The 23498-nt window shown below is 66.4% G+C and carries 20 protein-coding genes, 2 tRNA genes and 3 pseudogenes; 13 read left to right on the top strand and 12 right to left on the bottom strand.

Annotated elements, in window-relative coordinates; all coding sequences use genetic code 11:
* Positions 1-7: 7 nt before the first annotated feature.
* Both flgC and flgB read right to left on the bottom strand, forming a co-directional pair.
* On the bottom strand, positions 8-427 hold the full coding sequence (flgC, locus tag Q0379_RS20970) for a flagellar basal body rod protein FlgC (RefSeq protein ID WP_299016327.1): 420 nt from the start codon (positions 425-427) through the stop codon (positions 8-10).
* 11 nt (positions 428-438) lie between these two features.
* On the bottom strand, positions 439-882 hold the full coding sequence (gene flgB, locus Q0379_RS20965) for a flagellar basal body rod protein FlgB (protein ID WP_299016324.1): 444 nt from the start codon (positions 880-882) through the stop codon (positions 439-441).
* Positions 883-987: 105 nt separating this feature from the next.
* Here flgB and Q0379_RS20960 point away from each other — a divergent pair, with 105 nt between their 5' ends.
* From Q0379_RS20960 to Q0379_RS20950, 3 genes are read left to right on the top strand one after another with little or no spacing between them, the layout of a single operon-like run.
* Positions 988-1299 carry a flagellar biosynthetic protein FliO gene (locus Q0379_RS20960; protein WP_299016321.1) on the top strand — a complete coding sequence of 104 codons (312 nt, stop codon included), beginning with the start codon at positions 988-990 and terminating at the stop codon, positions 1297-1299.
* Positions 1296-2096: a flagellar type III secretion system pore protein FliP gene (gene fliP, locus Q0379_RS20955; RefSeq protein WP_299016355.1), complete on the top strand. Its 801-nt coding sequence runs from the start codon at positions 1296-1298 to the stop codon at positions 2094-2096. The genes Q0379_RS20960 and fliP overlap by 4 nt, the downstream gene beginning before the upstream one ends.
* A gap of 30 nt (positions 2097-2126) precedes the next feature.
* Complete coding sequence (locus tag Q0379_RS20950) at positions 2127-3038, top strand: ribokinase (RefSeq protein ID WP_299016318.1); 912 nt, start codon at positions 2127-2129, stop codon at positions 3036-3038.
* A 10-nt stretch (positions 3039-3048) separates the two neighbouring features.
* Here the strand turns inward: Q0379_RS20950 and Q0379_RS20945 are convergent, their stop codons facing one another.
* From Q0379_RS20945 to Q0379_RS20925, 5 genes are all read right to left on the bottom strand, one after another.
* On the bottom strand, positions 3049-3543 hold the full coding sequence (locus tag Q0379_RS20945) for a PAS domain-containing protein (RefSeq protein ID WP_299016352.1): 495 nt from the start codon (positions 3541-3543) through the stop codon (positions 3049-3051).
* Positions 3544-3740: 197 nt separating this feature from the next.
* Complete coding sequence (locus Q0379_RS20940) at positions 3741-4160, bottom strand: MucR family transcriptional regulator (protein ID WP_066687294.1); 420 nt, start codon at positions 4158-4160, stop codon at positions 3741-3743.
* A gap of 227 nt (positions 4161-4387) precedes the next feature.
* On the bottom strand, positions 4388-5533 hold the full coding sequence (locus Q0379_RS20935) for a DUF2336 domain-containing protein (protein ID WP_366519340.1): 1146 nt from the start codon (positions 5531-5533) through the stop codon (positions 4388-4390).
* Between the two features lie 127 nt (positions 5534-5660).
* The gene (locus tag Q0379_RS20930) at positions 5661-6545 is read right to left on the bottom strand and encodes a crotonase/enoyl-CoA hydratase family protein (protein WP_299016312.1); all 885 of its coding nucleotides are present in this window, start codon (positions 6543-6545) and stop codon (positions 5661-5663) included.
* A 201-nt stretch (positions 6546-6746) separates the two neighbouring features.
* The gene (locus Q0379_RS20925; RefSeq protein WP_299016308.1) at positions 6747-8081 is read right to left on the bottom strand and encodes a cytochrome P450; all 1335 of its coding nucleotides are present in this window, start codon (positions 8079-8081) and stop codon (positions 6747-6749) included.
* A gap of 219 nt (positions 8082-8300) precedes the next feature.
* Between Q0379_RS20925 and Q0379_RS20920 the strand changes: the two genes are divergently transcribed.
* From Q0379_RS20920 to Q0379_RS20895, 6 genes and pseudogenes are all read left to right on the top strand, one after another.
* Positions 8301-9968 (top strand): choline dehydrogenase, encoded by a 1668-nt coding sequence (locus Q0379_RS20920; protein WP_299016306.1) that lies wholly within the window; start codon positions 8301-8303, stop codon positions 9966-9968.
* A gap of 10 nt (positions 9969-9978) precedes the next feature.
* Positions 9979-10095: pseudogene (locus tag Q0379_RS20915) on the top strand (hypothetical protein); the annotation flags it as partial.
* Positions 10096-10139: 44 nt separating this feature from the next.
* Positions 10140-11678, top strand: coding sequence for an acyl-CoA synthetase (locus tag Q0379_RS20910; protein WP_299016304.1), 1539 nt, complete (start codon positions 10140-10142; stop codon positions 11676-11678).
* 40 nt (positions 11679-11718) lie between these two features.
* On the top strand, positions 11719-13053 hold the full coding sequence (locus Q0379_RS20905) for an Nramp family divalent metal transporter (protein WP_299016302.1): 1335 nt from the start codon (positions 11719-11721) through the stop codon (positions 13051-13053).
* Positions 13054-13107: 54 nt separating this feature from the next.
* On the top strand, positions 13108-13554 hold the full coding sequence (locus Q0379_RS20900; RefSeq protein ID WP_099536441.1) for a MaoC family dehydratase: 447 nt from the start codon (positions 13108-13110) through the stop codon (positions 13552-13554).
* A gap of 61 nt (positions 13555-13615) precedes the next feature.
* The gene (locus tag Q0379_RS20895; RefSeq protein WP_299016298.1) at positions 13616-14086 is read left to right on the top strand and encodes an OsmC family protein; all 471 of its coding nucleotides are present in this window, start codon (positions 13616-13618) and stop codon (positions 14084-14086) included.
* A gap of 31 nt (positions 14087-14117) precedes the next feature.
* Here Q0379_RS20895 and Q0379_RS20890 read toward each other — a convergent pair whose 3' ends face one another.
* The 3 genes and pseudogenes from Q0379_RS20890 to Q0379_RS20880 all read right to left on the bottom strand — a co-directional run bounded on the left by Q0379_RS20890 (position 14118) and on the right by Q0379_RS20880 (position 17319).
* A complete protein-coding gene (locus Q0379_RS20890; RefSeq protein WP_299016296.1) occupies positions 14118-16022 on the bottom strand; it encodes a CocE/NonD family hydrolase in 1905 nt (634 codons plus the stop codon).
* Positions 16023-16175: 153 nt separating this feature from the next.
* Positions 16176-16372: pseudogene (locus tag Q0379_RS20885) on the bottom strand (CsbD family protein).
* Positions 16373-16438: 66 nt separating this feature from the next.
* Positions 16439-17319 (bottom strand): annotated as a pseudogene (locus tag Q0379_RS20880) (serine protease).
* Between the two features lie 102 nt (positions 17320-17421).
* Here Q0379_RS20880 and Q0379_RS20875 point away from each other — a divergent pair.
* The 3 genes from Q0379_RS20875 to Q0379_RS20865 all read left to right on the top strand — a co-directional run bounded on the left by Q0379_RS20875 (position 17422) and on the right by Q0379_RS20865 (position 22047).
* Positions 17422-19611 carry a S9 family peptidase gene (locus tag Q0379_RS20875; RefSeq protein WP_299016294.1) on the top strand — a complete coding sequence of 730 codons (2190 nt, stop codon included), beginning with the start codon at positions 17422-17424 and terminating at the stop codon, positions 19609-19611.
* Positions 19608-20165, top strand: coding sequence for a GNAT family N-acetyltransferase (locus Q0379_RS20870; RefSeq protein ID WP_299016292.1), 558 nt, complete (start codon positions 19608-19610; stop codon positions 20163-20165). The genes Q0379_RS20875 and Q0379_RS20870 overlap by 4 nt, the downstream gene beginning before the upstream one ends.
* A gap of 70 nt (positions 20166-20235) precedes the next feature.
* On the top strand, positions 20236-22047 hold the full coding sequence (locus Q0379_RS20865) for an ATP-binding protein (RefSeq protein ID WP_299016290.1): 1812 nt from the start codon (positions 20236-20238) through the stop codon (positions 22045-22047).
* A gap of 107 nt (positions 22048-22154) precedes the next feature.
* Here the strand turns inward: Q0379_RS20865 and Q0379_RS20860 are convergent, their stop codons facing one another.
* Positions 22155-22583: a MucR family transcriptional regulator gene (locus tag Q0379_RS20860; protein ID WP_066687330.1), complete on the bottom strand. Its 429-nt coding sequence runs from the start codon at positions 22581-22583 to the stop codon at positions 22155-22157.
* A 596-nt stretch (positions 22584-23179) separates the two neighbouring features.
* Positions 23180-23253, bottom strand: a tRNA-Gln gene (locus Q0379_RS20855).
* A 165-nt stretch (positions 23254-23418) separates the two neighbouring features.
* Between Q0379_RS20855 and Q0379_RS20850 the strand changes: the two genes are divergently transcribed.
* Positions 23419-23495 (top strand) — tRNA-Pro (locus Q0379_RS20850).
* The last annotated feature ends 3 nt before the right edge of the window (positions 23496-23498 follow it).

The raw sequence follows: 23498 nt of genomic DNA, 5'->3' as shown, positions 1-23498 counted from the left end.
CTAGCCCCTATTTCTTGAGGATGTCGAGGGTGCGCGATTCCATCACGCGCGCCGTCTCGATGACGTTCAGGTTGGCTTCGTAGGCGCGCTGCGCCTCCTTCATGTCCAGCGCCTCGACCAGCGAATTGACGTTGGGCAACTTGACGTAGCCGTTGGCGTCGGCGGCCGGATTGCCGGGATCGTATTCGGTCTTGAAGGCGCTTTCGTCGGGATCGACGCGGACCATCTGGACGCCCTCGGCGCCCTGCACCTTGGTGGGCCGGAAGATCGGCAACTGCCGGCGATAGGGGTCTCCGCCCGCCGTGGTCGCCGTCGAGTTGGCGTTGGCGATGTTTTCCGCGATGACCCGCATGCGGCCCTGCTGGGCGCGGAGGGCGGACGCCGCGACGGCCATGGCCGCCATAGGTTGGGACTTGATCTCCGGCATCGCCTAGCTCCTCAGCCGTTCGGCTTGCGCGCCGCCATGCGCAGCATGGTCATGGACTTCTGGTAGAAGCTGATCGCCGCGTCGTAGTTCATGCGCGCGTCGGCCATCTTGATCATCTGGTCCTCGAGCGACACGGCGTTGCCGTCGAGGGTGGTTTCCGAATCGGCCCCGGCCGTCGCCCGCCAGGCGCTCGGCGCCTTCGACGGCGCGAGGTGCGAGGCCGAGGTAGCGATCATCCGCACGCCGTTGGTCGGCGCCGCGGGCCCGCCGCGATAAACCGCCCCCGAGGCTTGATTCATCAACGAGGCCTGGAAACTGAAGGGCTTGAGGTCGCTGGGGCGGTAGCCGGCGGTGTCGGCGTTGGCCACGTTCTGGGCGACAAGCTTCTGGCGCTCGGACAGATAGCCGAGGCGGCTCTTGAGCATGCCGAAAAGAGGGATGTCATCCGGACCCATGGCGATCATGGTGAAGAAACAGGGTTAATTCGGCATTAAGAACCGTCAGGCACACCAGGGGTGTCGGGGGCATTTCCCTGCGCCATCTTGTCTCGCTCGGCCGTCATGCCCGTCATCGAATTCATCCGCGCCCTGGCGGCGCTGGCGATCACCCTGGGCCTGATCGGCCTGGCCGCCTGGGCCCTGCGCAAGTTCGGGCCGGACGCCGTCGGACGCCTGATCGCCGCGCGGCAGGATCGCCGCCTTAAGGTCGTCGAGAGCCTGGCGCTGGACCCCACCCGCCGCCTGCTGGTGGTCAGCCTGGACGGCGAGGAGCGCCTGGTGCTGCTGGGCGAGGGCAAGCTGTTGGACTGGACGCCGCCCTCCCCCACTCCTTCGGTTTCCGCTTCCGTTTCCACCCCGGAGCCCGTGGCCTGATGCGCGAGCTGATCAAATCCCTGACGGGCGCCAAGCCGGAAGATCTGCGGCGCGCCGCGCTGATCTCGGTGCTCGCCGCCTTCGCCTGCGCCGTTATGCCAGCCGCGGCCATGGCGCAGTCGGCGGTGAACATCAATCTGGGCACCGGGGCGGGCCTGACCGACCGCGTGGTGCAGCTGGTCGCGCTGATGACCGTGCTGTCGTTGGCGCCGTCGATCGTAATCATGACCACCTCGTTCGTGCGGATCGTGGTGGTCCTGGGCCTGCTGCGCACCGCCATCGGCGTACAGTCGAGCCCGCCGAACCCTGTGATCATCAGCCTGGCGCTCTTCCTGACCGCCATCGTCATGGGCCCGACCTTCGAGCGCTCCTACGACGCCGGCATCAAGCCCCTGCTCGACAAGCAGATCGAGCTGCCCGAGGCCTTCGACGCCGCCAGCGGCCCGGTGAAGCAGTTCATGCTGAGTCAGGTCGATCGCGACGACCTGGCCCTGTTCGTCCGCCTCTCCAAGATCCCGCAGCCGAAGACCGCGGCGGAGACGCCGATCAAGGTCGTCACGCCAGCGTTCATGATCTCGGAGCTGAAGCGCGCCTTCCAGATCGGCTTCCTGCTGTTCATTCCTTTCCTGGTCATCGACCTTGTGGTCGCCAGCGTGCTGATGAGCATGGGCATGATGATGCTGCCGCCGGCGACCATCAGTCTTCCGTTCAAGCTGATCTTCTTCGTGCTAGTGGACGGCTGGCGACTCGTCGCCGGCAGCCTCGTCGAGAGCTTCCAGCGCGGCGGGGCGGGTTAGCGCCTTTCCTACAAGACCCAGAAGACGACCATGACGGTATTTGTTCTCGGCTCCATCAATCTCGACGCGGTCGCGCGGGTCGATGACCTGCCCCGCCCGGGCGAGACCGTGGCCGGTCGCTCGCTGGAGCTGTTCCTGGGCGGCAAGGGCGCCAATCAGGCCGTGGCGGCGGCGCGAATGGGCGCACCCACGCGTCTGATGGGCGCGGTCGGCCGGGACGACAGCGGCGTGAGCCTGAAGACCAAGCTGACGGGCTACGGCGTCCAGGTCGGGGATGTGCTTGAGCTCGAGGACGCCCCCACCGGCCAAGCCCATGTCTGGGTCAGCGCCAGCGGCGAGAACATGATCGTGGTCACCTCGGGCGCCAACGCGCGGGTGACGCCCCAGCAGGTGGCCGGCGCGACGCTGGAGGGCCAACGGGTCCTGCTCTGCCAACTGGAAACGCCGCCCACCGCGATCGAGGCCCTGTTCCGGGCCGGCGCGGCCAAGGGAGCCCTGCGGATCCTGAACGCCGCGCCCGCCCTGCCGCAAGGCGCTGCGCTGTTCCCGCTGACCGACATCCTGATCCTGAACCAGACCGAGTTGGCGACCTACGCCAAGCTCGACCACGAGCCCGTGCGACTGGAGGATGTCTCCCAGGCCGCCCGCAAACTGATGAGCCGCCCGGACCAGACGATCATCGTCACCCTCGGCGCGGCCGGCGTCGCGGGCGTTCGGCGCGACGAGGCGTTCCTGGTCGAGGGTCGGAAGGTCAAGGCGATCGACACCGTCGGCGCGGGCGACTGCTTCTGCGGCGCTCTGGCCGCAGGCCTGGCCGCCAACATGGAATTGCGCGACGCGGTCGAGATGGCGAATGCGGCGGCGGCGCTATCCGTGCAGAAGTCCGGCGCGGCGCCGTCCATGCCGAACCGGCGCGAGGTCGAGGCCTTCCTGAACGGGTAACGCGGAAGCCTTAGGCCGCGCGGATGCCGGAGTTACTCTCGGCCTGGGCGCCGACCACCGCGTCGTAGCCCAAGATCATGTCGACATCCTTGCCATTGCTGGCCAGCGGCAGACGCAGCCACAGGATCGACATGTGCGGCGCGCCGCGCCAGGCCAGGCTGTGGACGCCAACGCCCGGACGACGCTCGTCGACCACCTTGTCCAGTTCCTTGCGCCAATACTCGGCGGCGGCGGTGTTGTAGACGTCCGTCAGGCTCTTGCCGGTGATCTCACGACCGTAGACGCCATAGAGGCCGGTGCCGGCCAAGCGCAGGCGATAGTCGCGCGGCTCGCGCGTGACGTCGATCAGGCTGACCGTGGGCAGCAGGCGCTTCATGTTGGACGGATGCAGGTCCACGCGCCCGGGGAGGCCAGCCCCCCGACGGAGGGACGCCCAATAGGCGAACATCTCCTGATGAGCGCGCGCCGCCGTGGCGGATGCGCTCAATTGCGCGGACAACTTCAGAGTCCCCCACAAGCCCTTGGAATCACTTCGATTCACTATCGCTTAAGGAACGAATCGCAGGCAAGTGAAAAAGGGCCTCCGCGACAAGATTTCCTTAAAGAGTCAACAGGAACGGAAACGCCCGCCGTCCGGGTTCGGACGACGGGCGTTGCGGGGCCGGAAAGTCTCTTCCAGGCCAAGCTTTTGTTCGGACTCGATTATTTACCCTTGCGCGCCGGCTTCCGGCCGCCTTGGCCCAGGCCCATTTGCTTGGCCAGGTTCGAACGCGCCTCGGCGTAGTTCGGAGCGACCATCGGGTAATCCTTGGGCAGGCCCCACTTGGCGCGATAATCTTCGGGCGTCATGTCGTACTTGGTGCGCAGGTGGCGCTTCAGCGACTTGAACTTGCGGCCGTCTTCCAGGCAGATCAGATAATCCGGCGTGATCGAGCGCTTGACCGGAACCGCGGGCTCCTTGGGCGGCGCGGGCGGCTCGGCGGCGGGCGAACCCACGGTGGCCAGGGCTTGGTGCACTTGCTTGATCAGGGCAGGCAAGTCGGCGGTCGCGACCACGTTGTTGCCGACATAGGCGGAGACAATACCCGCCGTCATCTCAATCAGATCGGATTGATCTTCCATATGGCCTCGCCCGTCGACAATCGTTTTGCTGATACGGACTGATTCCCACACCAGTCGAGGGACGCATACAAACATTGCATGCCTCGATCAATACGGACCAATCAAGATAACAGCTGTAAAAGCCCAGTGTTTAAAATCCCAGCGGGCTTTAGGAATGAATGTGTAAGCTGGGTTGAGTTCCTGAACCCTGCACAGCTCGATAATCGAAAAACAGCGATATTCCGACGTTAACGTCCGAAATCGCGAGACAGCGCTAACATAGGGGTGCGCTGCGAGGCCGAGTATTCGTCGACGGCGATTTCATCGTCTTGCCTCATCGCCTTCAATAGCGCGGGCGAGAGGCCCGAGCTGAGCGACCAGTCCCAATAGCGCAGGACGGTTTGGGCGCGATCGATCGCGATTGCGTCATAGGTCGCCAAGGCGCGTTCGAGCGCATGATCCGTCACGCCCGCCCGGTCCGCCTCTCTCCGGCCTAGTCCGCGCCAGAGGCCGCGCAGCGCCGATCGCGGCAAACCGGCGGCCTTGCAGAGGATCGCCAGCGGCTCTCCGCCCGGATCCGTAAAGATCTTGGCGCCCGTGATCGGCCTCAGCCCGGCGAGATAGGAGATCTCCTCGCCAATCTCGGGCGTTAATCCCGCCTCGGCCGCCGCGGCCGCGACCTCTAGGCTGCCAAATGGGCTCCTGCGGGCCGCTTCCGGATTGCGTTGGCGACGCCCGATGAAGGTGAGCGCCTTCTTCGAGAGACCATCTTCCGCTGCGGGCTCCGCCGCCTCGAAGACGTCGGCCACCGCCTCCTCGAGAATGTCCCTGGGGAGCGCGAAGCGCTGGAGGATGCTCAGGCGCGTTTCGGCGTCGGCCCACCAGAACAGGACGTAGGCGTGACTGGGTCTCAACTCCGCCCGACGCAACAGCAGAGCGGCCAGATTGGGGACATCTCGGCTGGTCGCCACCAGATGCTCGACGCCATGATGGCTGAGCCGCGCGAGGTCGTTGCGCAGCAGGGCCTCGGCCACGGCCTCCTCGTCCATGTCGATCAGGGCGTCGGTCACGATCTCGCTGACCCCGCGCCTCTGGGCGATCAGGCGGCGATGCTCGGCTCCGGCCTGATACAGGCAGGCGATCAAGTCCGCGTCGTTCAGATGAACCGTTTCCTCCAGCAATGGCCGGGCAACCGACAGGGTGTCACGCAGGAGGGCCCGCACCAGGGGCGCGGGCGGCTCGTTCATCGTGGCGATACGACGCGCCAATCGCTCACGCTCGACGAGAGTCGCCTCGCGCAACAGCTCCAGCAGCAGGTCGCAGGTTATCGCCCGCTCGAAGGTGTTGATGCGGCTGGCTGGCAAGCAGACCACGTCGGCCAGACGCTTGAGCAAGGTCGCGCGCTCTCTCGACGCGGACAGCGGCGTCCGCGGGTCGTCCGACATCGGAATCGGCGCGGCCTGGCTCATCGGCGTCAGCAGAGCATTTCATGCTTAACGCGCGATGAGCGGGCGACCGGGTTTATCGGAATTCCGGCTCGACCCATTCCGGCCAGATGTCCGGCAGGTCGCTGGACACCTTGTTCGGATAGACCGGCGCGCGCTTTTCCAGGAACGAGGTCACGCCTTCCTTGGCGTCGCCCGAGGCGCCGCGCGACTGGATCGCCCGGCTGTCGGCCTTGTGCGCCTCCATCGGGTGCGATGCGCCGGCCATCCGCCAGAGCAGCTGGCGGGTGATGGCGACCGACACCGGGGCGGTGTTGTCGACGATCTCGCGGGCCAGGGCGCGGGCGGCGGGCAAGAGCTCGTCGGGCGCGTGCAGCGAACGGACCAGACCCCGCTCCAGGGCCTCCTGAGCGGGGAACACGCGGCCAGTGTAGCACCACTCCAGCGCCGTCTGCAGGCCCACCAGGCGCGGCAGGAACCAGGACGAGGCGGCCTCCGGATTGATGCCGCGCCGCGCGAAGACGAAACCGAACTTCGCCTCGGTCGAGGCCAAGCGGATGTCCATCGGCAGCTGCATGGTGACGCCCACGCCGACCGCTGCGCCGTTGATCGCGCCGATGATGGGCTTGAGGCTGTCGTACATGCGCAGGGTCACCCGGCCGCCGCCGTCGCGATAGATGTCGCCGACCTTGCCCTCCTCGCGCTCCAGGGCTTGCGGCGCGGAACGATCGAAGGTCGCCCCGCCTCCGCCAAGGTCCGCGCCGGCGCAGAAGGCGCGCCCCGCGCCCGTGACGATCACGGCCTTCACGGCGTCGTCGGCGTCGGTGATGTCGAAGACCTCGATCAGGTCCTTCATCATCCGCGCGGTGAAGGCGTTCATCCGCTCGGGACGGTTCAGGGTAATCGTCGCGATCCCGTCCTCGACGTCGTACAGCAGGGTCTCGAAAGTCGGCTTCGACATGGCGTTGGCCTCCCGGCGGTTCTTTTAAACGATCGTATGATCCCGTGGCGGCCCAGCACAAGGCCCGGTTTGGGGAGCCTGCGGCGGCGCGTCGCGACGCCAGGCGCTGCGGGCTGAGTCATTGTCCTCTGGCCCGGCCCCCTACCGGGCGCTCGTCCCAGCGCCGGCGCGAGGCCCCCCTTCGCGACCGGCGCTCCTTTTTCAGCCCCGCCGCACGCCCAGCTTGCTGATCGCGTGGACGAAGTTGTTCGGCGCAATCTCGATATCGCCTGTCCAGGTCAAATCCGGGAAGCGGGCCAGGATCTGGCGATAGGCCTCCTCCAGCTGGATCTGGGCCACGCGCTTGCCGACGCAGGTGTGCGGGCCGTAGCCGAAGGCGATGTGTTTGCCGGCGTTGGCGCGGCTCACGTCCAGTTGGTCGGGGTTCTCGAACATCGCCGGATCGCGATTGGCCGCCCCGTAGTACATGATGACCTTCTCGCCTTCGCGGATGCGCTGACCGTTGACGTCGACGTCGCGGGTGGCCGTGCGGCGCATGTAGATCACCGGGCTGACCATGCGGATGAACTCGTCGACCGCGCCGGGCAGCAGCGAGGGATCGGCGATCAGGCGCTGCTTCTGCTCCGGAAACTCGGTCAGCAGCTTCATGACGCCCGAGAGCGTGTTGCGGGTGGTGTCATTGCCGGCGAAGACAATCAGCAGCCACGAGCCGTCAAGGTACTCGTCCGACAGCACCTCGCCGTCGACCTGGGCCCGCGCGATGGCGGTCATCAAATCCTCTTTCGGGTCCAGCCGCCGCTTGTGCAGCATGGTGCGACCGTACTCGAACATCTCCTCGACGTTGTTGTTGAAGTCCATGACGAACTGCATCAGCTCCAGCGTCGGCTGCATCGGCGCGTTGGCCTGCTGAACCGCCAGATCCTGGGCGCGCTCGAGATAGTGCATCCAGGTCAGGAACTTGGGCCGGTCCTCGGGCGGCACACCCAGAATCTCGCACAGGGTGAATAGCGGCAGCACCGACGAGAAGTGCTCGACCATGTCGATCGCCGCGCCGCCCGCCAGCCTAGGCTCCATCTCGTCCAGCAGCCGCGTGACCTCGCCCTTTACCCGTTCGGTCAGGCCGCGCAGATAAGCCGGGGTGAAGTAGGGCATATGCTCGCGGCGCAGCTGCAGGTGATGCGGCGCGTCCATGTTGATCATGGTGTCCATCGAGGCGCGGAACAGCAGCGCATGGCGCTTCTCCGGCGCGCCCATCGACATCAGGATGCCGCCGCGCTGGGACGAGAAGGTCTCGGGATCGCCGTTGACGCGATGGACGTCATCGTAGCGCGTCAGGGCCCAGAAGCCCGGCCCGTCGAACGGCTCGGGATGCCACATGACCGGCGCCTGCTCGCGCATGCGGGCGAAGTCGGCGAAAGGCTGGCCCTTCGTGAAGCGGAAGATGTCGGCCAGGTCGACGCCCTCCAGCGTCGGATAGGTCGGGGGCGTCCCGGGCCCGGCTACGCCGTCCACCACCGTCTGGCTGATCAGGTCCATCACGCGTCTCCCTGGAACATTGTTATGGCGGGACGATAGCCCGGAAAGACGACGCGAGAACGGCGCCGCGACGGCAACTTGCGCGATCGCCGAACCTGGGCGCATGCTGCCAACTGAACACTGATCACGCGGGTCACACGCGGGACAGTGCCACCGGGTTCGCCAGAACCCGGACGCAAAGAAAAAGGGCGCGCCAGAGTGCGTCCAGGGAGAGAGGCGATGACCGGGATCATCGAGGCCGACTACGTCATCGTGGGCGCGGGCTCGGCGGGCTGCGTGCTGGCCGCGCGGCTGTCCGAGGGCGGCAAGTTCAAGGTCCTGCTGCTGGAGGCCGGCGGCGATGACCGGCCGACCAAGAACCTCTCCCAGTTCGCCTCGAACCTGATGATCCACATCCCGGTCGGCTATTCGTCGACGCTGAAGGATCCCAAGGTCAACTGGCTGTACACGACCGAGCCGGACCCCGGCACCGGCGGTCGCAGCCACGTCTGGCCGCGCGGCAAGGTGCTGGGCGGCTCGTCCTCGATCAACGGCCTGCTCTACATCCGCGGCCAGCACGCCGACTATGACGGGTGGCGGCAGCTGGGCTGCGCCGGCTGGGGCTGGGATGACGTCGCCCCCTATTTCCGCCGCGCCCAGCACCAGGAGCGGGGCGAGTGCGCATGGCACGCCACAGGCGGGCCGCTGAACGTCTCGGACGTGACGACCAAGCATCCAGTCTCCGACGCCGTGATCGCCGCCTGCGAGCAGGCCGGCATCCCGCGCAACGACGACGTCAACGCCGGCGCCCAGGAAGGCGCGACCTACTACCAGCTGACGGTCAAGAACGGTCAGCGCTGCTCGGCGGCCGTGGCCTATCTCCATCCGGCGATGAACCGACCCAACCTTCGCGTGGAGACCAACGCCCTGGCCGGCCGCATCCTGTTCGAGGGCAAGCGCGCGGTCGGCGTCGAGTTCCGCCAGAACGGCCAGAGGCGCGTGGCGATGGCGAGGGCCGAGGTGATCCTGGCCGGCGGCGCGATCAACTCGCCCCAGCTGCTGCAGCTGTCGGGCGTCGGCCCGGGCGAGCTGCTGAACCGCCACGGGATCGAGGTCGTCGCCGACCTGCCCGGCGTCGGCGAGAACCTGCAGGACCACTATGTGATGAGCGTGCGCTACCGCCTGAAGGCGGGCGTGGTCTCGGTCAATGAACAGAGCAAGGGCGGACGCCTGGCCGGCGAGGCCTTAAAGTACCTCTTCCAGCGCAAGGGCCTGCTGACGCTGTCGGCCGCCCACATCGCCGCCTTCTGCAAGTCGCGCCCGGACCTCTCGGGGCCGGATATCCAGTTCCACATCCTGCCCGCGACCATGGACCTGGATAAGCTGGTCAACGAGCAGAAGATGGAGCTGGAGGCCGCGCCCGGCCTGACCATCGCGCCCTGCCAGCTGCGCCCGGAAAGCCGCGGCCACATCAGGATCAAGTCGCCCGATCCCAGCGTCTATCCGGCGATCTTCGCCAACTACCTGGCCGATCCGCTGGACCAGGAGGTCGCCGTCGCGGGCCTGAAGTGGGCGCGCAAGATCGGCGAGGCGCCGGCGCTGGCGCCTTACGTCGACCACGAGATGGACCCCGGCGCTGCGGTCGCCAGCGACGCCCAGCTTCTGGAGTTCGCGCGCCTGGCCGGCTCGACCATCTATCACCCGGTCGGCACCTGCCAGATGGGCCACGGGCCAATGGCGGTCGTCGACGACCAGCTGCGCGTGAAGGGCCTGGAGGGCCTGCGCGTGGTCGACGCCTCGATCATGCCGCGCCTGGTCTCGGGCAACACCAACGCCCCCACCATCATGATCGCGGAGAAGGCCTCGGACATGATCCGAGAGGCGGCGAGGACGGCGGTCGCCGCCTAGCACCAAACCCGTGTCATCCCGGACGGCCCGCGGGGCCGATCCGGGACCCAGGGGGGTGACAGAGCGCGGTGCGCACCGCCCCTGGGTCCCGGCTCTACCCCCGGCTCAAGGCCGGGGTCCGGCCGGATGACACATCGAAATAGCGTGAGAAGCAGACGCAAAGGCCCTGATATGCACCCCTTCCACCACGCCCAGAACCAGGCCGACAAGGCCGCCTACATCATGGCCGGCTCGGGCGAGACCGTGACCTACGGCCAGCTCGAAGCCCGCTCCAACCAGGGCGCGCACCTCTTCCGCTCGCTGGGCCTGCAACGCGGCGACGTCATCGCCCTGATGATGGAGAACAACGCCCGCTACTTCGAGATCGCCTGGGCCGCCCAGCGCGCGGGGCTCTATTTCGTCTGCGTCTCGACCAAGCTGACGGCGGGCGAGGCCCAGTACATCCTCGAGGACTGCGGGGCGAAGGTGTTCATCACCTCGCCGGCCATGGGTCCGGTCATCGACGAGATCGCCAAGGCCTTGCCCGGCCTGACGCTGTACGCGGTCGGCGCCGCCCACGGCCCCTACGCCGACTTCGAGACCGCCCGCGCGCCGATGCCGACCACCCCGATCGCCGATGAGAGCGCGGGTTCGGACATGCTCTATTCGTCCGGCACCACCGGTCGCCCCAAGGGCGTGAAGCCGGCGTTGAGCGACAACCCGATCGACGCGCCCAATCCGCTGCAGATGATGGCCCAGGGTCTGTTCGGCTTCACGGGCGACAGCATCTATCTCTCGCCCGCGCCGCTGTACCACGCCGCCCCGCTGCGCTGGTGCATGGTCGTCCACAAGCTGGGCGGCACGGTCATCGTGATGGAGAAGTACGAGCCGGAAGCGGCCCTCGCTCTGATCGAAGAGTACAAGGTCACCTGCGGCCAGTTCGTGCCGACCCACTTCGTGCGGATGCTGAAGCTGCCCGAGGACGTCCGGGCAAAGTACGACGTCTCGTCGATGACGTCGGCGATCCACGCCGCCGCCCCCTGCCCCGTGCCGGTCAAGGAACAGATGATCGCCTGGTGGGGCCCGGTGATCTACGAGTACTACGCCGGCACCGAGGGCAACGGCTTCTGTTGGATCAATTCGCAGAACTGGCTGACCCACAAGGGCAGCGTCGGCCAGGCGGTGCTGGGCGAGCTGCGCATCTGCGACGAGAACGGCGACCCCGTCCCGCCGCGCACGGAAGGCACGGTCTACTTCGCCAACGGCCCCGCCGTGAACTACCACAACGCCCCGGAGAAGACGGCCGAGAGCTACAACAAGCACGGCTGGACCACGCTGGGCGACGTGGGCTGGGTCGACGAGGAGGGCTATCTCTACCTCACCGACCGCAAGAGCTTCATGATCATCTCCGGCGGGGTGAACATCTATCCGCAGGAGATCGAGAACCTCTTGATCACCCACCCCAAGGTCGCCGACGCCGCCGTGGTCGGCGCGCCGTGCGAGGAGATGGGCGAGAAGGTCGTGGCGGTGATCCAGCCCCTGAACTTCGGCGACGATCAGGTCGCCCTGGCCGAGGAGCTGATGACCTTCGCCCGCGCCAACCTCAGCCACGTGAAGTCCCCACGCCGCATCGACTTCATGGCCGAACTGCCCCGGCACCCGACCGGCAAGCTCTACAAGCGGCTGATCCGCGACGCCTATTGGGGCAAGGGCGAAAGCCGGATCGTCTGATGGGCTGACAAGCGGGGCGACGCGACCCTAACTAGGCCGCATGTTCGCCGCCCTCCTCGACCGCCTGCCCAAGACCGCAACGGCCCCATTCTGCCCCTCGGAGGTGCGCGGCGCGGTCGCGGTGCCCGAGGGCTTGCCGGCCTGGAAGCGGATGCTGCGGGTGGCGGGCCCCGGCCTGCTGGTCAGCGTCGGCTACATGGACCCCGGCAACTGGGCCACCGACATCGAGGCCGGCGCGCGATACGGGACCAGCCTGCTGTTCGTCGTGGTGCTGTCGAGCCTGGCGGCCATCGTGCTGCAGACCCTGTCGATGCGCCTGGGCCTGGTCACCGGCAAGGATCTCGCCCGCATGTCGCGCGAGCGGTTCGGGCCGCGGACGGTCAAGGTCCAGTGGCTGCTAGCGGAACTGGCGATCATCGCCTGCGACATCGCCGAGGTGCTGGGCTCGGCCCTGGCCTTCAAGCTCCTGCTCGGCGTGCCGCTATGGGGCGGGGTTCTACTCACCGCGCTGGACACGATCATCGTGCTGGGCCTGAAGGGCAAGGGCTTCCGCCAGCTGGAGGCCATCATCCTGGGCCTGATCTCGACCGTCGGGATCTGCTTTCTCGTCCAGCTGATCCTGGCGCCGCCGGACGCGGCCGACGTGGCGCGCGGGCTTGTCCCCTCGCTGGACGCCCTGAAACAGGGTAATGCGCTGTACTTGGCGATCGGCATCCTCGGCGCGACGATCATGCCGCATAACCTCTATCTGCACTCTTCGATCGTGCAGACGCGGCTGACGCCCGCCGACGAGCCAGGCAAGCGCGCGGCGATCCGGCTATCGACGATCGACACCGTGGTGTCGCTGCTGCTGGCCCTGCTGATCAACGCCGCCATCCTGATCCTGGCCGCATCGGCCTTCCACCGCTCCGGGCTGACCGAAGTGGCCGGCATCGAGGAGGCTCACCAGCTGCTGGCGCCCGTCACCGGCGGCGCCCTGGCCGGGGTGCTTTTCGCCATCGCCCTGTTCGCCTCGGGCCAGAGCTCGACCTTTACCGGCACCATCGCGGGCCAGGTGATCCTGGAGGGCTTTCTCAACCTGAAGATCCCGTGCTGGCAGCGGCGACTGATCACCCGCGGCCTCGCGATCATCCCGGCCCTGATCGGCGTTCTGACCCTGGGCGAACATTCGGTCGGCAAGCTGCTCGTTTTGACCCAGGTCGTGCTGTCGGCCCAACTGCCGTTCGCCATCTGGCCGCTGCTGCGCTTCACCGACAACAAGGCGCTGATGGGGCCGTTCGCCAATGGATGGATGACCAAGGCGGTGGCGTGGTTCCTGTTCGTGGTGATTTCGGCGGCCAATGTCTGGCTGGTGGTCAGCACCTTCTCCGGTTGACCTGAGCCGCGTGGACTGGTCTCTATCCAAACAACTGTTTGGGAGAGAAGCACCATGAAAGAAGTCGCCTATGCCGACCTCGCCGGCCTGGTGGGCCAGGAGCTGGGAGTGTCCGACTGGGTCGAGATCACCCAAGAACGCGTGAACCTGTTCGCCGAGGCCACCGGCGACCACCAGTGGATCCACGTCGACGTCGAACGCGCCACCAAGGAGATCGGCGGCCCGATCGCCCACGGCTTCCTGACCCTCTCGCTGATCCCGATGCTGGGCGCGGGCATCCTGCGTGTCACCGGCGTCACGCGCGGCATCAACTACGGGTGCGACAAGGTCCGCTTCACCGGCATGGTCCGCGTCGGCAAGCGCGTGCGCATGCGCCAGAAGCTGGTTAGCGTCGAACCCAAGGCCGGCGGCCTGCAGATGAAGAACGAGTGCACGATCGAGATCGAGGGCGAGGAGCGCCCGGCCTGCGTCGCCGAGACCATCTCGATCATCTACGGCTAGCTTGCTCGCCGACCTTGGACCGCTGAATCGCGTTAGCCTGCGGCGGTCCAAGGAGCGGCTCATGGCCAAGCAGCACGACTACACCAGCCTGATCGAGTGGACTGGCGACCGGGGCCAGGGCACCCGCACCTATCGCGGCTATGACCGCACCTGGAACATCGCCACGCCGGGCAAACCGGTGGTGAACTGCTCCAACGACCCGCTGCTGGGCGGCGACCCGACGCTGCACAACCCCGAGGACCTGCTGCTGTCGTCGCTGAGCGCCTGCCACATGCTGTGGTACCTGCACCTGGCGTCCAGCGCCGGGATCGTGGTGCGCGGCTATCGCGACCAGCCGCTCGGCGTCGGCGAGAGCACGCCCGACGGCGCCGGCCGCTTCCTGCGCGCAACGCTGCGGCCCCACATCGTCGTCGAGCACGGCGCCGACCTGACCAAGGCCGACGCCATCCACCACGAGATCCACAAGGTCTGCTTCATCGCCCGGTCGGTGAACTTCCCGGTCGACTACGCGGCGACCTACGAGGAGGTCTGAGGCCCTCGGGAGACCCCGCCCCCTTTGGCGTCTACTTGGCCGCCGGCACGACCGGGAACTCGACGTAGGAGGCCTGCCCCACCGCGTGGTGCACCGCGTTGCGCGCGACCACGAAGGTCGTCTCCTTCTCGTTGTCGCCGCCGGTGTTCAGGTTGCGGACGAACTTCGGGAAGTTCGACGAGGTGACCTCGATGCGGATGCGATGCCCCGGCAGGAAGGTGTTGCTGGTGGTGATCGGCGTCGGCTTGACCACGCTGACCGCGCCCGGCGCCAGCATCTTCGGCTTGTCGTAACCGTCGCGATAACGGGCCCGCATGATGGTGTCGCCGATGATGTAGGCCGTGCCGTCCGGCGCGACATCGACCAGCTTAACGGCGAAGTCGGTGTCCTTGGCGTCCGACGAGACGTGCAGCACCGGCCGGACGAAGCCCGTGACTTCCATGGCCTCGGTCAGGGGCTCGCTGGTGTAGACGAGCACGTCGTCGCGCGCCTCGATCGGGCGCTGGTCGAAGGCGCCAGCGATCACGAGGCCGCCGTTGCAGCAATCACCGCCGCCGATGGTCTGCACCGGATTGGCGGGGTCATAGACATAGCGATCGGGCTTCTCGCCCCCGCCCGGCGCGACGGTCGAGAGCTTGCCGTCGCCGTTCAGGCTGTTGGCCCGCCCTTCCGAGCGCAGATAGAAGCGCACCGTCTTGGCCTGCTGAGGCGGCCATTGGGCGGCCTGGCGCCAGGCGTTGGCGCCCATGGAGTAGTAGCGCACCGGCGGCGTGGAGGTCGGGAACGCGGCCGCATCACCCTTCAGCCAGCGATCGAAGAAGGCGTAGACCTCCTTCTCGGCGTCGAAATCGATCGAACCCAGTGCGCGGTCGCCGGACTTGTAGGGACCGCTGAGGACCTTCGAATTGAAGCCGCAATGGTTCGACGGGGTGACGACCACGTATTGGTTGGCGCTGGCCTCCTTGTCGGAGTTGACCTTCCGGGCATGGTTGAACAGCGCCAGGTTCGGGCCGATCGACACGTCGTACCAGGAATTGAACCACAGGGCCGGCACGCCCCAGCCCATGTCGTCGTGATAGAGGCCGCCCTTGCGCCAGGCCGGGTCAGCCGGCCCCCTGCGATTGATCAGCTCCTCGAACGTGCCGGGCGGCTCGCCCAGGTCCTTGAGCATGTCGGCGACCGGCAGGTGACGGATCTGCCTGGGCCAATCCACCACGGGCTTGTTCGGCGCCAGGTCGTTGTAGCGGGCGATCCGCGCCATGGTCGGCTGGTCCAGCCCCTTGGGCGGCTGCGGGTTCAGAGGATTGTCGACGCCGTAGAGCCACACGAAGAACAGGTTGCGCGGCACGCCGCCCGTGTACCAGTTGCCCTGCTCCTCGAACTCGCCGACCTTGCCGATGCCTGCGCCCGAGGACTGCGGGACCATCGCCGCGTGGGCGGGGTGGTTCTGCGCCGCCAGGGCCAGCTGCCATTCGGCCGAGGACGAGCAACCGCGGGTGCCGACCTTGCCGTTCGACCAGGGCTGCTTGGCGATCCAGGTCAGGGTGTCGTAGCCATCGGTCTGTGGCTTACCCAGGATTTCCCAGTCACCTTCCGAATAGAATCGGCCACGCTCGTTCTGCAACACTAGGGCGTAGCCGTGCTTGATCGCCTCCAGCGCGTTGAGGCTGCTGCGGGTCTTGTACGAGAGCTCGTTGTACGGGGTCTTGATCAGGATGGTGGGCAGCGGCCCCTTGGCGCCCTTGGGACGATAGATGTTCGTCGCCAGCCGCACGCCGTCGCGCATCGGCACCATCTCGAACATGGTGACATCGGCCTTCTGGGACAGCTCCCGTTCAATCGCCGCGTCAGAGAATTGGGAATAGTCCTGCGCCCAGCTTGGCGACGCCGTCGCCAAGGCGATGACCGCCGCACACACCTTCGCCGAAACACGCATCTCGCTCTCCCCTCGGATGCGCCCAGCAAACCATCCGCGGGCGGAGGCTCAAGCCACTTTTTCGATCATCGATTGGCGGGAGACGCCCATGGGCCGGAGAGCGGGGCTCCGCACAGCAAAAGGCCGCCGGATTGCGCCGGCGGCCTTCATCAGTCATCGGCTGGCGTTCAGCGCTTGATCGCGTCGCCGATCTTGTCCTGCGCCTGGCCGACCTTGTTCTGGATGTCGCCCTTGGCCTTCTGGGCGGCGCCCTCGGCTTCCAGGCGCTCGTTGTCGGTCATCTTGCCGACGGCTTCCTTCGTGGCGCCGGCGGCCTTGTCCATCGCGCCTTCGACTCGATTGGTGCTCATGGTCTGTCTCCTGCGATGCTGTTGTGGTCGCAGAAGAAACGGCCCTGGCGCGGCTTCCGTTCCGAGCTAGTGAGAGGCGCCCATGGCCATGGCCGAGATCGCCACAGCGGGCGTCGCGCCCGGCATGGCCGGCTCCGGCTTGGCGGCGCGCGCCTGCGTGACCGACGCCCCGGGGACCTTGTCGAGCAGGGCCAGGGTCTCGCGGATGAACTTGGCGTGAGTGACGATGCCGATCTCCAGCCGTTCGCCTGAGAGTTCGACCTGCTGGGTCAGCAGACCCGCCACGAACTGCACCTCCTGGCTCTCGCTGGCGCCCGGCCGGCGACGCGCGCCCTCGGCCATGAACACTGGCCCGCCCGAATTGCCGGGGAACACCGAGAAGTCCATCAGGAAGGTCGGGAAGTTGGTCGCCGGCGCCAGCGGATACGAAGCCACCCGCCCCGATCGCAGGATCGGGAAGCCCGCCGGGTTCGCGGAAAGCCCGCGCGGGAAGCCCAGCGCCATCATCTCGTCGCCGGGGCCGAGGTTGTATTTGTTGAAGGTGTCGTCCTGCGCCAGGTAGTTCAGCGGGATCGCCGCCTTGGCGAACTCGGGCGGCGCCTCGACCACCATGGCCGCGACGTCGCGCGTCGGGTGCTTGGTCCACAGCGGGTGGTCGCCGTCGCGGATCGTCAGGGCCTCCGGATCGTAGCGCCAGACGCCCTCGGAACCCTGGATGCGATAGCCGATCCGGGCCGACATCGACGGCATTTTCTCGAACACGTGGGCGGCGGTGATCAGGATGGTGCGCGGCTTGCCGTCCGGAGTCGGATCGGACACCAGGAAGCCTGTTCCCACCGTGCGCGAGCCATCGCCCAGAGGCTGCTCCAGTTGCACCGTCGCCTTGATCAGGTCGACGGACAGATCCCACGCCATGTCGCCCCCTTCGTTACGCTTACTAAAACCATTGCGCCCGACCGCTTTGCGAGTTTGACCACAGGTTTTTCGCACCGCAAGTTGTCGTTCTGCCGCAGTCGCGCGTTCAGCAGGGTTACGGGGAATTTTCTCGCATGAATCGCCGCCAGATGATGACGAGCGCCGCCGCCGCGCTTACCTCGTCCTCCGCAGTCCTTCCTGGAATAGCTTTCGGATCTCCCATGTCCTCATCCGCCTCCCGTCCCGTTCCGCCGGTCGCCAAGAAGACTCCCAAGACGATCGAGCAGCTGGGCCGCAAGCGGACCGACGACTATGCCTGGATGAAGGATGACAACTGGCAGAAGGTCCTGCGCGACCCCAGCTTGATCAAGGCCGACGTCAAGGAGCACCTGACGGCCGAGAACGCCTACACCAAGGCCATGCTGGGCTCGACAGAGGCTCTTCAACAAAAAATGTTCGAAGAAATGAAGGGCCGGATCAAGGAGGATGACGCCAGCGTCCCGGCCAAGGATGGTCCCTTCGAGTACTACACCCGCTACGACAAGGGCGCGCAGCACCCGATCCACGCCCGCAAGGCCATCGGGGGCGGCGCCGAGGAAGTGCTGCTGGACGAGGAGGCCGAGTCGAAGGGCAAGGCCTTCTACCAGGTCGGCGCGGCAACTCACTCTCCCGACCACAAGCTCTACGCCTTCGCCGTCGACGAGCAAGGCTCGGAGGTCTACCGCATCCGGGTGAAGGACCTGGCGTCCGGCAAGGTGCTGGAGAGCCCGGTCGAAAGCACCACGGGCGACTTCTGCTTCTCGCCCGACAGCCAGTGGCTTTTCTGGACGTTCCGGGACGACAACGGCCGCCCCGCCAAGATCTACCGTCGCCCGGCGCGCGGGGCCGCCAAGGACGACGTTCTGATCTATGACGAGCCCGACGAGGGCTTCTTCATCGGGGTCGGCGCGACCAGTTCGGACAAGTACATCGTCATCTCGTGCGGCAACCAGGAGACCAGCGAGGCGCTGACCATCCCGGCCGCCGATCCGACCGCCAAGCCGGTCATCTTCCATCCCCGCCAGGTCGGCGTCCGCTACGAGGTCGAGCACTGGAACGATCACTGGGTGATCCGCACCAACGCCGACGGCGCCGTCGACTGGAAGCTGGTCACCGCGCCCGAGTCCGCCACGGGCAAGGCGAACTGGAAGGACTGGATCCCCCACCAGCCGGGCCGCCTGATCTCCGGGACCATGGCCTTCAAGCGCTGGTTCGTGCGCCTCGAAAAGGTCGACGCCCTCAACCGCGTCACCGTCACGGCGGCGGACGGACAGGAGCACGTCATCGGCTTCGACGAGGCGGCCTACGCCCTGTCGCTGGACGGCGGCTACGAGTACGACACCGACAATCTTCGCTTCGTCTACAACTCGATGACCACGCCCCGGCAGTGGTTCGACTACGACATGGCCAAGCGGACCCGCACGCTGCGCAAGACCCAGGAGATCCCCTCCGGCCACGACCCAGCGAAGTACGAAACCCGCCGCCTGAACGCCAAGGCCAGCGACGGGACCGAGGTGCCGATCTTCATCCTGATGAAGAAGGGGACCAAGCTGGACGGCTCGGCCCCGCTGCTGCTGTACGGCTACGGCAGCTACGGCATCGCCATGGAGCCCAGCTTCTCGATCCGCAACTTCAGCCTGGTCGACCGCGGCTGGATCTGGGCCACCGCCTGCCCGCGCGGCGGCTCGGAAAAAGGCTGGGGCTGGTTCCTGGACGGCAAGAAGTTCAAGAAGAAGAACACCTTCACCGACTTCATCGCCTGCGCCGAGCACCTGCACGCGGCCGGCTACGGCAAGCCGGCCAACACGGTGGCCTACGGCGGCTCGGCCGGCGGCATGCTGATGGGCGCGATCAGCAACATGCGCCCGGACCTGTTCGCCGGGATCATCGCGGCCGTGCCTTTCGTCGACGTGCTGAACACGATGAGCGACACCACCCTGCCCCTCACGCCGCCGGAATGGCCCGAATGGGGCAATCCGCTGGAGGACAAGGAAGCCTACGACTACATCGCCAGCTACAGCCCTTACGACAACGTCAGCAAAAAGCCCTATCCGGCGGTGCTGGCGACCGGCGGCCTGTCGGACCCTCGCGTCACCTACTGGGAGCCCGAGAAGTGGACCGCCAAGCTGCGCGAGCACACCACCAGCGGCAATCCGGTCCTGCTGAAGATCAACATGGACGCCGGCCATGGCGGCGCTTCCGGGCGCTTCGACTTCCTCAAGGAGATCGCCCTGGACTACGCCTTCGCCGTCTGGGCGGTGGATAAGGGCTGGACCAAGGCTTGAGCGCGACCCTGGTTATCCGTCCCTCCTCGGACGCCGACGTCCCGGCGATCACGGCCATCTATGGCTGGAACGTCCTGAATGGCTTTGGCACCTTCGAAGAGGTCCCGCCCGACCAGGCGGAGATGACGCGGCGGCGCGAGAGCTTCCTCGCGCGCGGCCTGCCCTATCTGGTCGCCGAATTGGACGGCAAGGTCGTGGGCTACGCCTATGCCGGCCCGTTCCGGCTGCGGGCGGCCTATCGTTACACGGTCGAGGACAGCATCTATGTCTCGCCCGACGCCGTGGGCAAGGGCGTCGGGCGGGCGCTGCTCAGCGCCCTGATCGACGCCTGCGAGGCGCTGGGCCTGCGACAAATGTGCGCGGTCATCGGCGACAGCGGCAACACGGCCTCGATCGCCCTGCACGCGGCGCTCGGCTTTGAAAAGAAGGGCGTTTTCCCCGACATGGGCCACAAGTTCGGCCGCTGGCTGGACCTGGTCTGGATGCAGCGTCCCCTAAATGGGGGCGGCGCGACCCCACCGGACACGCCAGGAATGTCCTTGAGCGGCGTTTGAAGTCACTTTCGAAGTAAAGCTTAACCTCGCCCTGGTATATCGTGGCCCTTGATGAAAGCGAGGGCTGGGATTGCAGGTCAAGGACACCGGTTCGGATCGGCGGGCGGAAGTTGCGCTTACGCGCGCTTACGTTCCGATCGTACGTGGCTACCTGATCGCCAGCTCCGTTTACTATGCGCTGATCAGCCTTTCCCACCCCTTCTATGAAAAGGGTTTGGCGTTCTGGCTTCTGGAGGGCCTTGCGGTCGCCGCCTGTCTTTACGGTTTCGGCGCCTGGCGCGCGCTGAAGGACGAACGGATCGTCGGCCCCGGCCTGGAGGCCGTGGCGCTGGGCATGAACGCCTTGTTCCTGTCGAACGTGCTGACCTACCAGATCTTGCACTTCGAGCCGATGAAGCTCGTCTACTTCGTGCTGATGGGCCTGGTCTTCGCCACCTCGGCCCCCTCGCGCCGCGTGGCGCTGGTCAGCGTCAGCGCCGCCGTCGTGGGGCTTGTGTGGATGGCCCAGAAGGCCCCCGGGGACACGATCAACAACTATGCCTTCGTTGGCCTGGCCGGCGCGTTCGCCGCCTTCGGCATGTCCAGCCTGATGCGCGGCGTCGTGCGCCGCGAGGTGCGCGCGCGTCTCGCCAGCGAGGCCCTGAATGTCGAACTGCAGCGCGAGCTGACGGAGAACCGTCGCCTGAAGACCGAGGCCCAGGCCCTGGCCCTAACCGCCGAGACCGCCAACCGCGCCAAGACAGAATTCCTCGCGACGATGAGCCACGAGATCCGGACGCCGCTGAACGGCGTGCTGGGCATGGCGCAGATCATGGCCGCCGGCGAGCTGAACCCCGACCAGCGACGACGCCTCGACACCATCACCGCCTCGGGCCAGTCGCTGCTCGGCGTGATCAACGCCATCCTCGACATCTCGAAGATCGAGGCGGGCAAGATGGAGATCAATCCGGCGCCGTTCGACCTATCCGCCCATCTGGACGCCCTGCGCCAACTCTATGGCGGCCTGGCGCGCGACAAGGACCTGGACTTCGATCTCGAGATCACGGCGGACGCCCGGGGCTGGCGACTGGGCGATGCTGACCGCCTGCGGCAGGTGATGTCGAACCTGATCTCGAACGCGGTGAAATTCACCGACGCCGGCAAGGTTCAGGTGTCGGTCGACGGCGATGACGAGACCATTGTGGCGCGCGTGATCGACAGCGGCGTCGGCATACCGGAGGCCGAGCGCGGTCGCCTGTTCACGAAATTCGCCCAACTCGACAGTTCCAGCACCCGCCGCGCCGGCGGTTCAGGCCTGGGCCTGGCGATCTGCAAGACGCTGAGCGAGCTGATGGGCGGCTCGATCGCCTATTCGACGGCCGAAGGGGGCGGCGCCTGCTTCACGGTCACCTTGCCGATGCCGCGCGTAAAGCCGGCGGATGGCCTGGCCCCTCATCCCGGCATCAGCGGCCCGGACGCGACCTCGAACGCGCCCAAGATCCTGGTCGTCGACGATAACCAGACCAATCGCGCCGTGCTGTTGACCTTGCTGGGTCATCTTGGGGTCGCCGCACAGTTCGCCGTTGACGGCCGCGACGCCCTCGCCATGTGGGAGCGGCCCCCCTGGGACGCCATCCTGATGGACATCCACATGCCGATCATGGACGGGGTGCAGGCCAGCCAGACGATCCGCGCGCGGGAAAGCGCCACCGGTCGCGCCCGCACGCCGATCATCGCCGTCACCGCCAGCGTGCTGACCCACGAACGGACCCTCTACGCCGAGGCAGGCATGGACGGCGTTGTCGCCAAGCCGGTGGAAATCCCGCGCCTCGTCGAAGCCCTGGGCAAGGCCCTCTCGATCGATCCCGTGGTCGACCATGCCGACACGCGCGGCGTCGCCTGAGCGCTCGCCTCTCGGGATGGACAACAAAAAAGGGGACGCCATGGCGTCCCCCCTTCTTCATTCCAAGCTCGCTCGGCGATCGTTCGTGAGGACCGTCGCCGATTACATCACCCCTTGCGCGAACGCGGGGCCTTGCCCTTGCGGCCCCCCTGGCCCAAACCCAGGGCCTTGGCCATCTTGGACCGCGCTTCGCTGTAGGCCGGAGCGGTCGTCGGATAGTCGTTCGGCAGACCCCATTTGGCCTTGTACTCAGCCACGGTCATGCCGTGGGTCGTGAGGTGGCGCTTCAGAGTCTTGTAGGGCTTGCCATCCTCGAAGCTGATCAGCGCCTCAGGCGTAATGCTTTTGCGGATCTGAGCCGGCGTCGCCTTGGTCACGGTCTCCACAGCCGGAGCCGGCGGCGCGCCAATACCAGCCAGGGCGTCGTGCGTCGCGCGGATCAGGGCCGGAAGCTCCGAAACCGGCGTCGAATTATTCGCGACATAATTAGCCACGATTTCCGCCGTCAGCTCGATGAGGGTCGCTTTATCTTCCACGATCACAACTCCATTCCCCTATTCTCCCGCTAAGCCCGCAATTACACCTTCGCTTGAGAAAAACAAGTAGTTCAAAGCCAGAAAACTGATTGCCGAGTGTTAAAGCTTAGCAATCGTTTGTGGTTGAGCGCGTTCAACGAGGAAAATTTCCGTCCACTATAACGCTCACCACCTCGCTTTAAGCCCGGCCAGCCCGTCGAAAACAGCGTACACCCTTGTGGATTTCGCAACCGCGAACAGCTTCCCTGTATGTGAACGGCCTTCTCGTCGCGAATATCGGCGCAAAATGGCGTTCGGATAGATGAACACGCGGGCGTTGAAACGTATCCCCGCATCTCGCGCTTACGTCGATTAGGGCATTTCACATCTGGATTTGCTCGGGACACGATCGACGACCGATCGGCGGTTGTCGAAGGCGATTCGTGACCCTCACAGGCCGACAACCGGCGACGTCCTGCCCGAACAACAAATCTCGCCTCGTCCGACCCGGCGCCGCCGCGGCGTCGACGGCGCGAAGATTCCGCCAAGGGCGACCCGAATAGATCGTCCTGCGAAGCTAGAGCTTCGAACAACGCGCCCCGTTATTCAGGAGGAAGTGGCTGGGGAACTAGGACTCGAACCTAGAATGACGGTACCAAAAACCGCAGTGTTACCATTACACCATTCCCCAGCAGGAACGGCGAGACCCATCAGGGCCCGGCGAGGCGGTGGAGATAGCTCACGACTCGGATGGATGCAACAGGCCTTTTTCGAACTTTTTTCGGGCCGTCGCACGATCGTCGAAAAAGGCGCTTGCGCCCTCCGAAACACCCTCCTATAAGGCCGGCCTCCAAGTCGGAGTGTGGCTCAGTCTGGTAGAGCACTGCGTTCGGGACGCAGGGGTCGCAGGTTCAAATCCTGCCACTCCGACCATTT

It is taken from the genome of uncultured Caulobacter sp. (genome assembly GCF_937900395.1).
Taxonomy (GTDB): Bacteria; Pseudomonadota; Alphaproteobacteria; order Caulobacterales; family Caulobacteraceae; genus Caulobacter.
The sequence above is the reverse complement of the archived record's forward strand: the minus strand, read 5'-3'. Positions and strand labels throughout refer to the sequence as shown.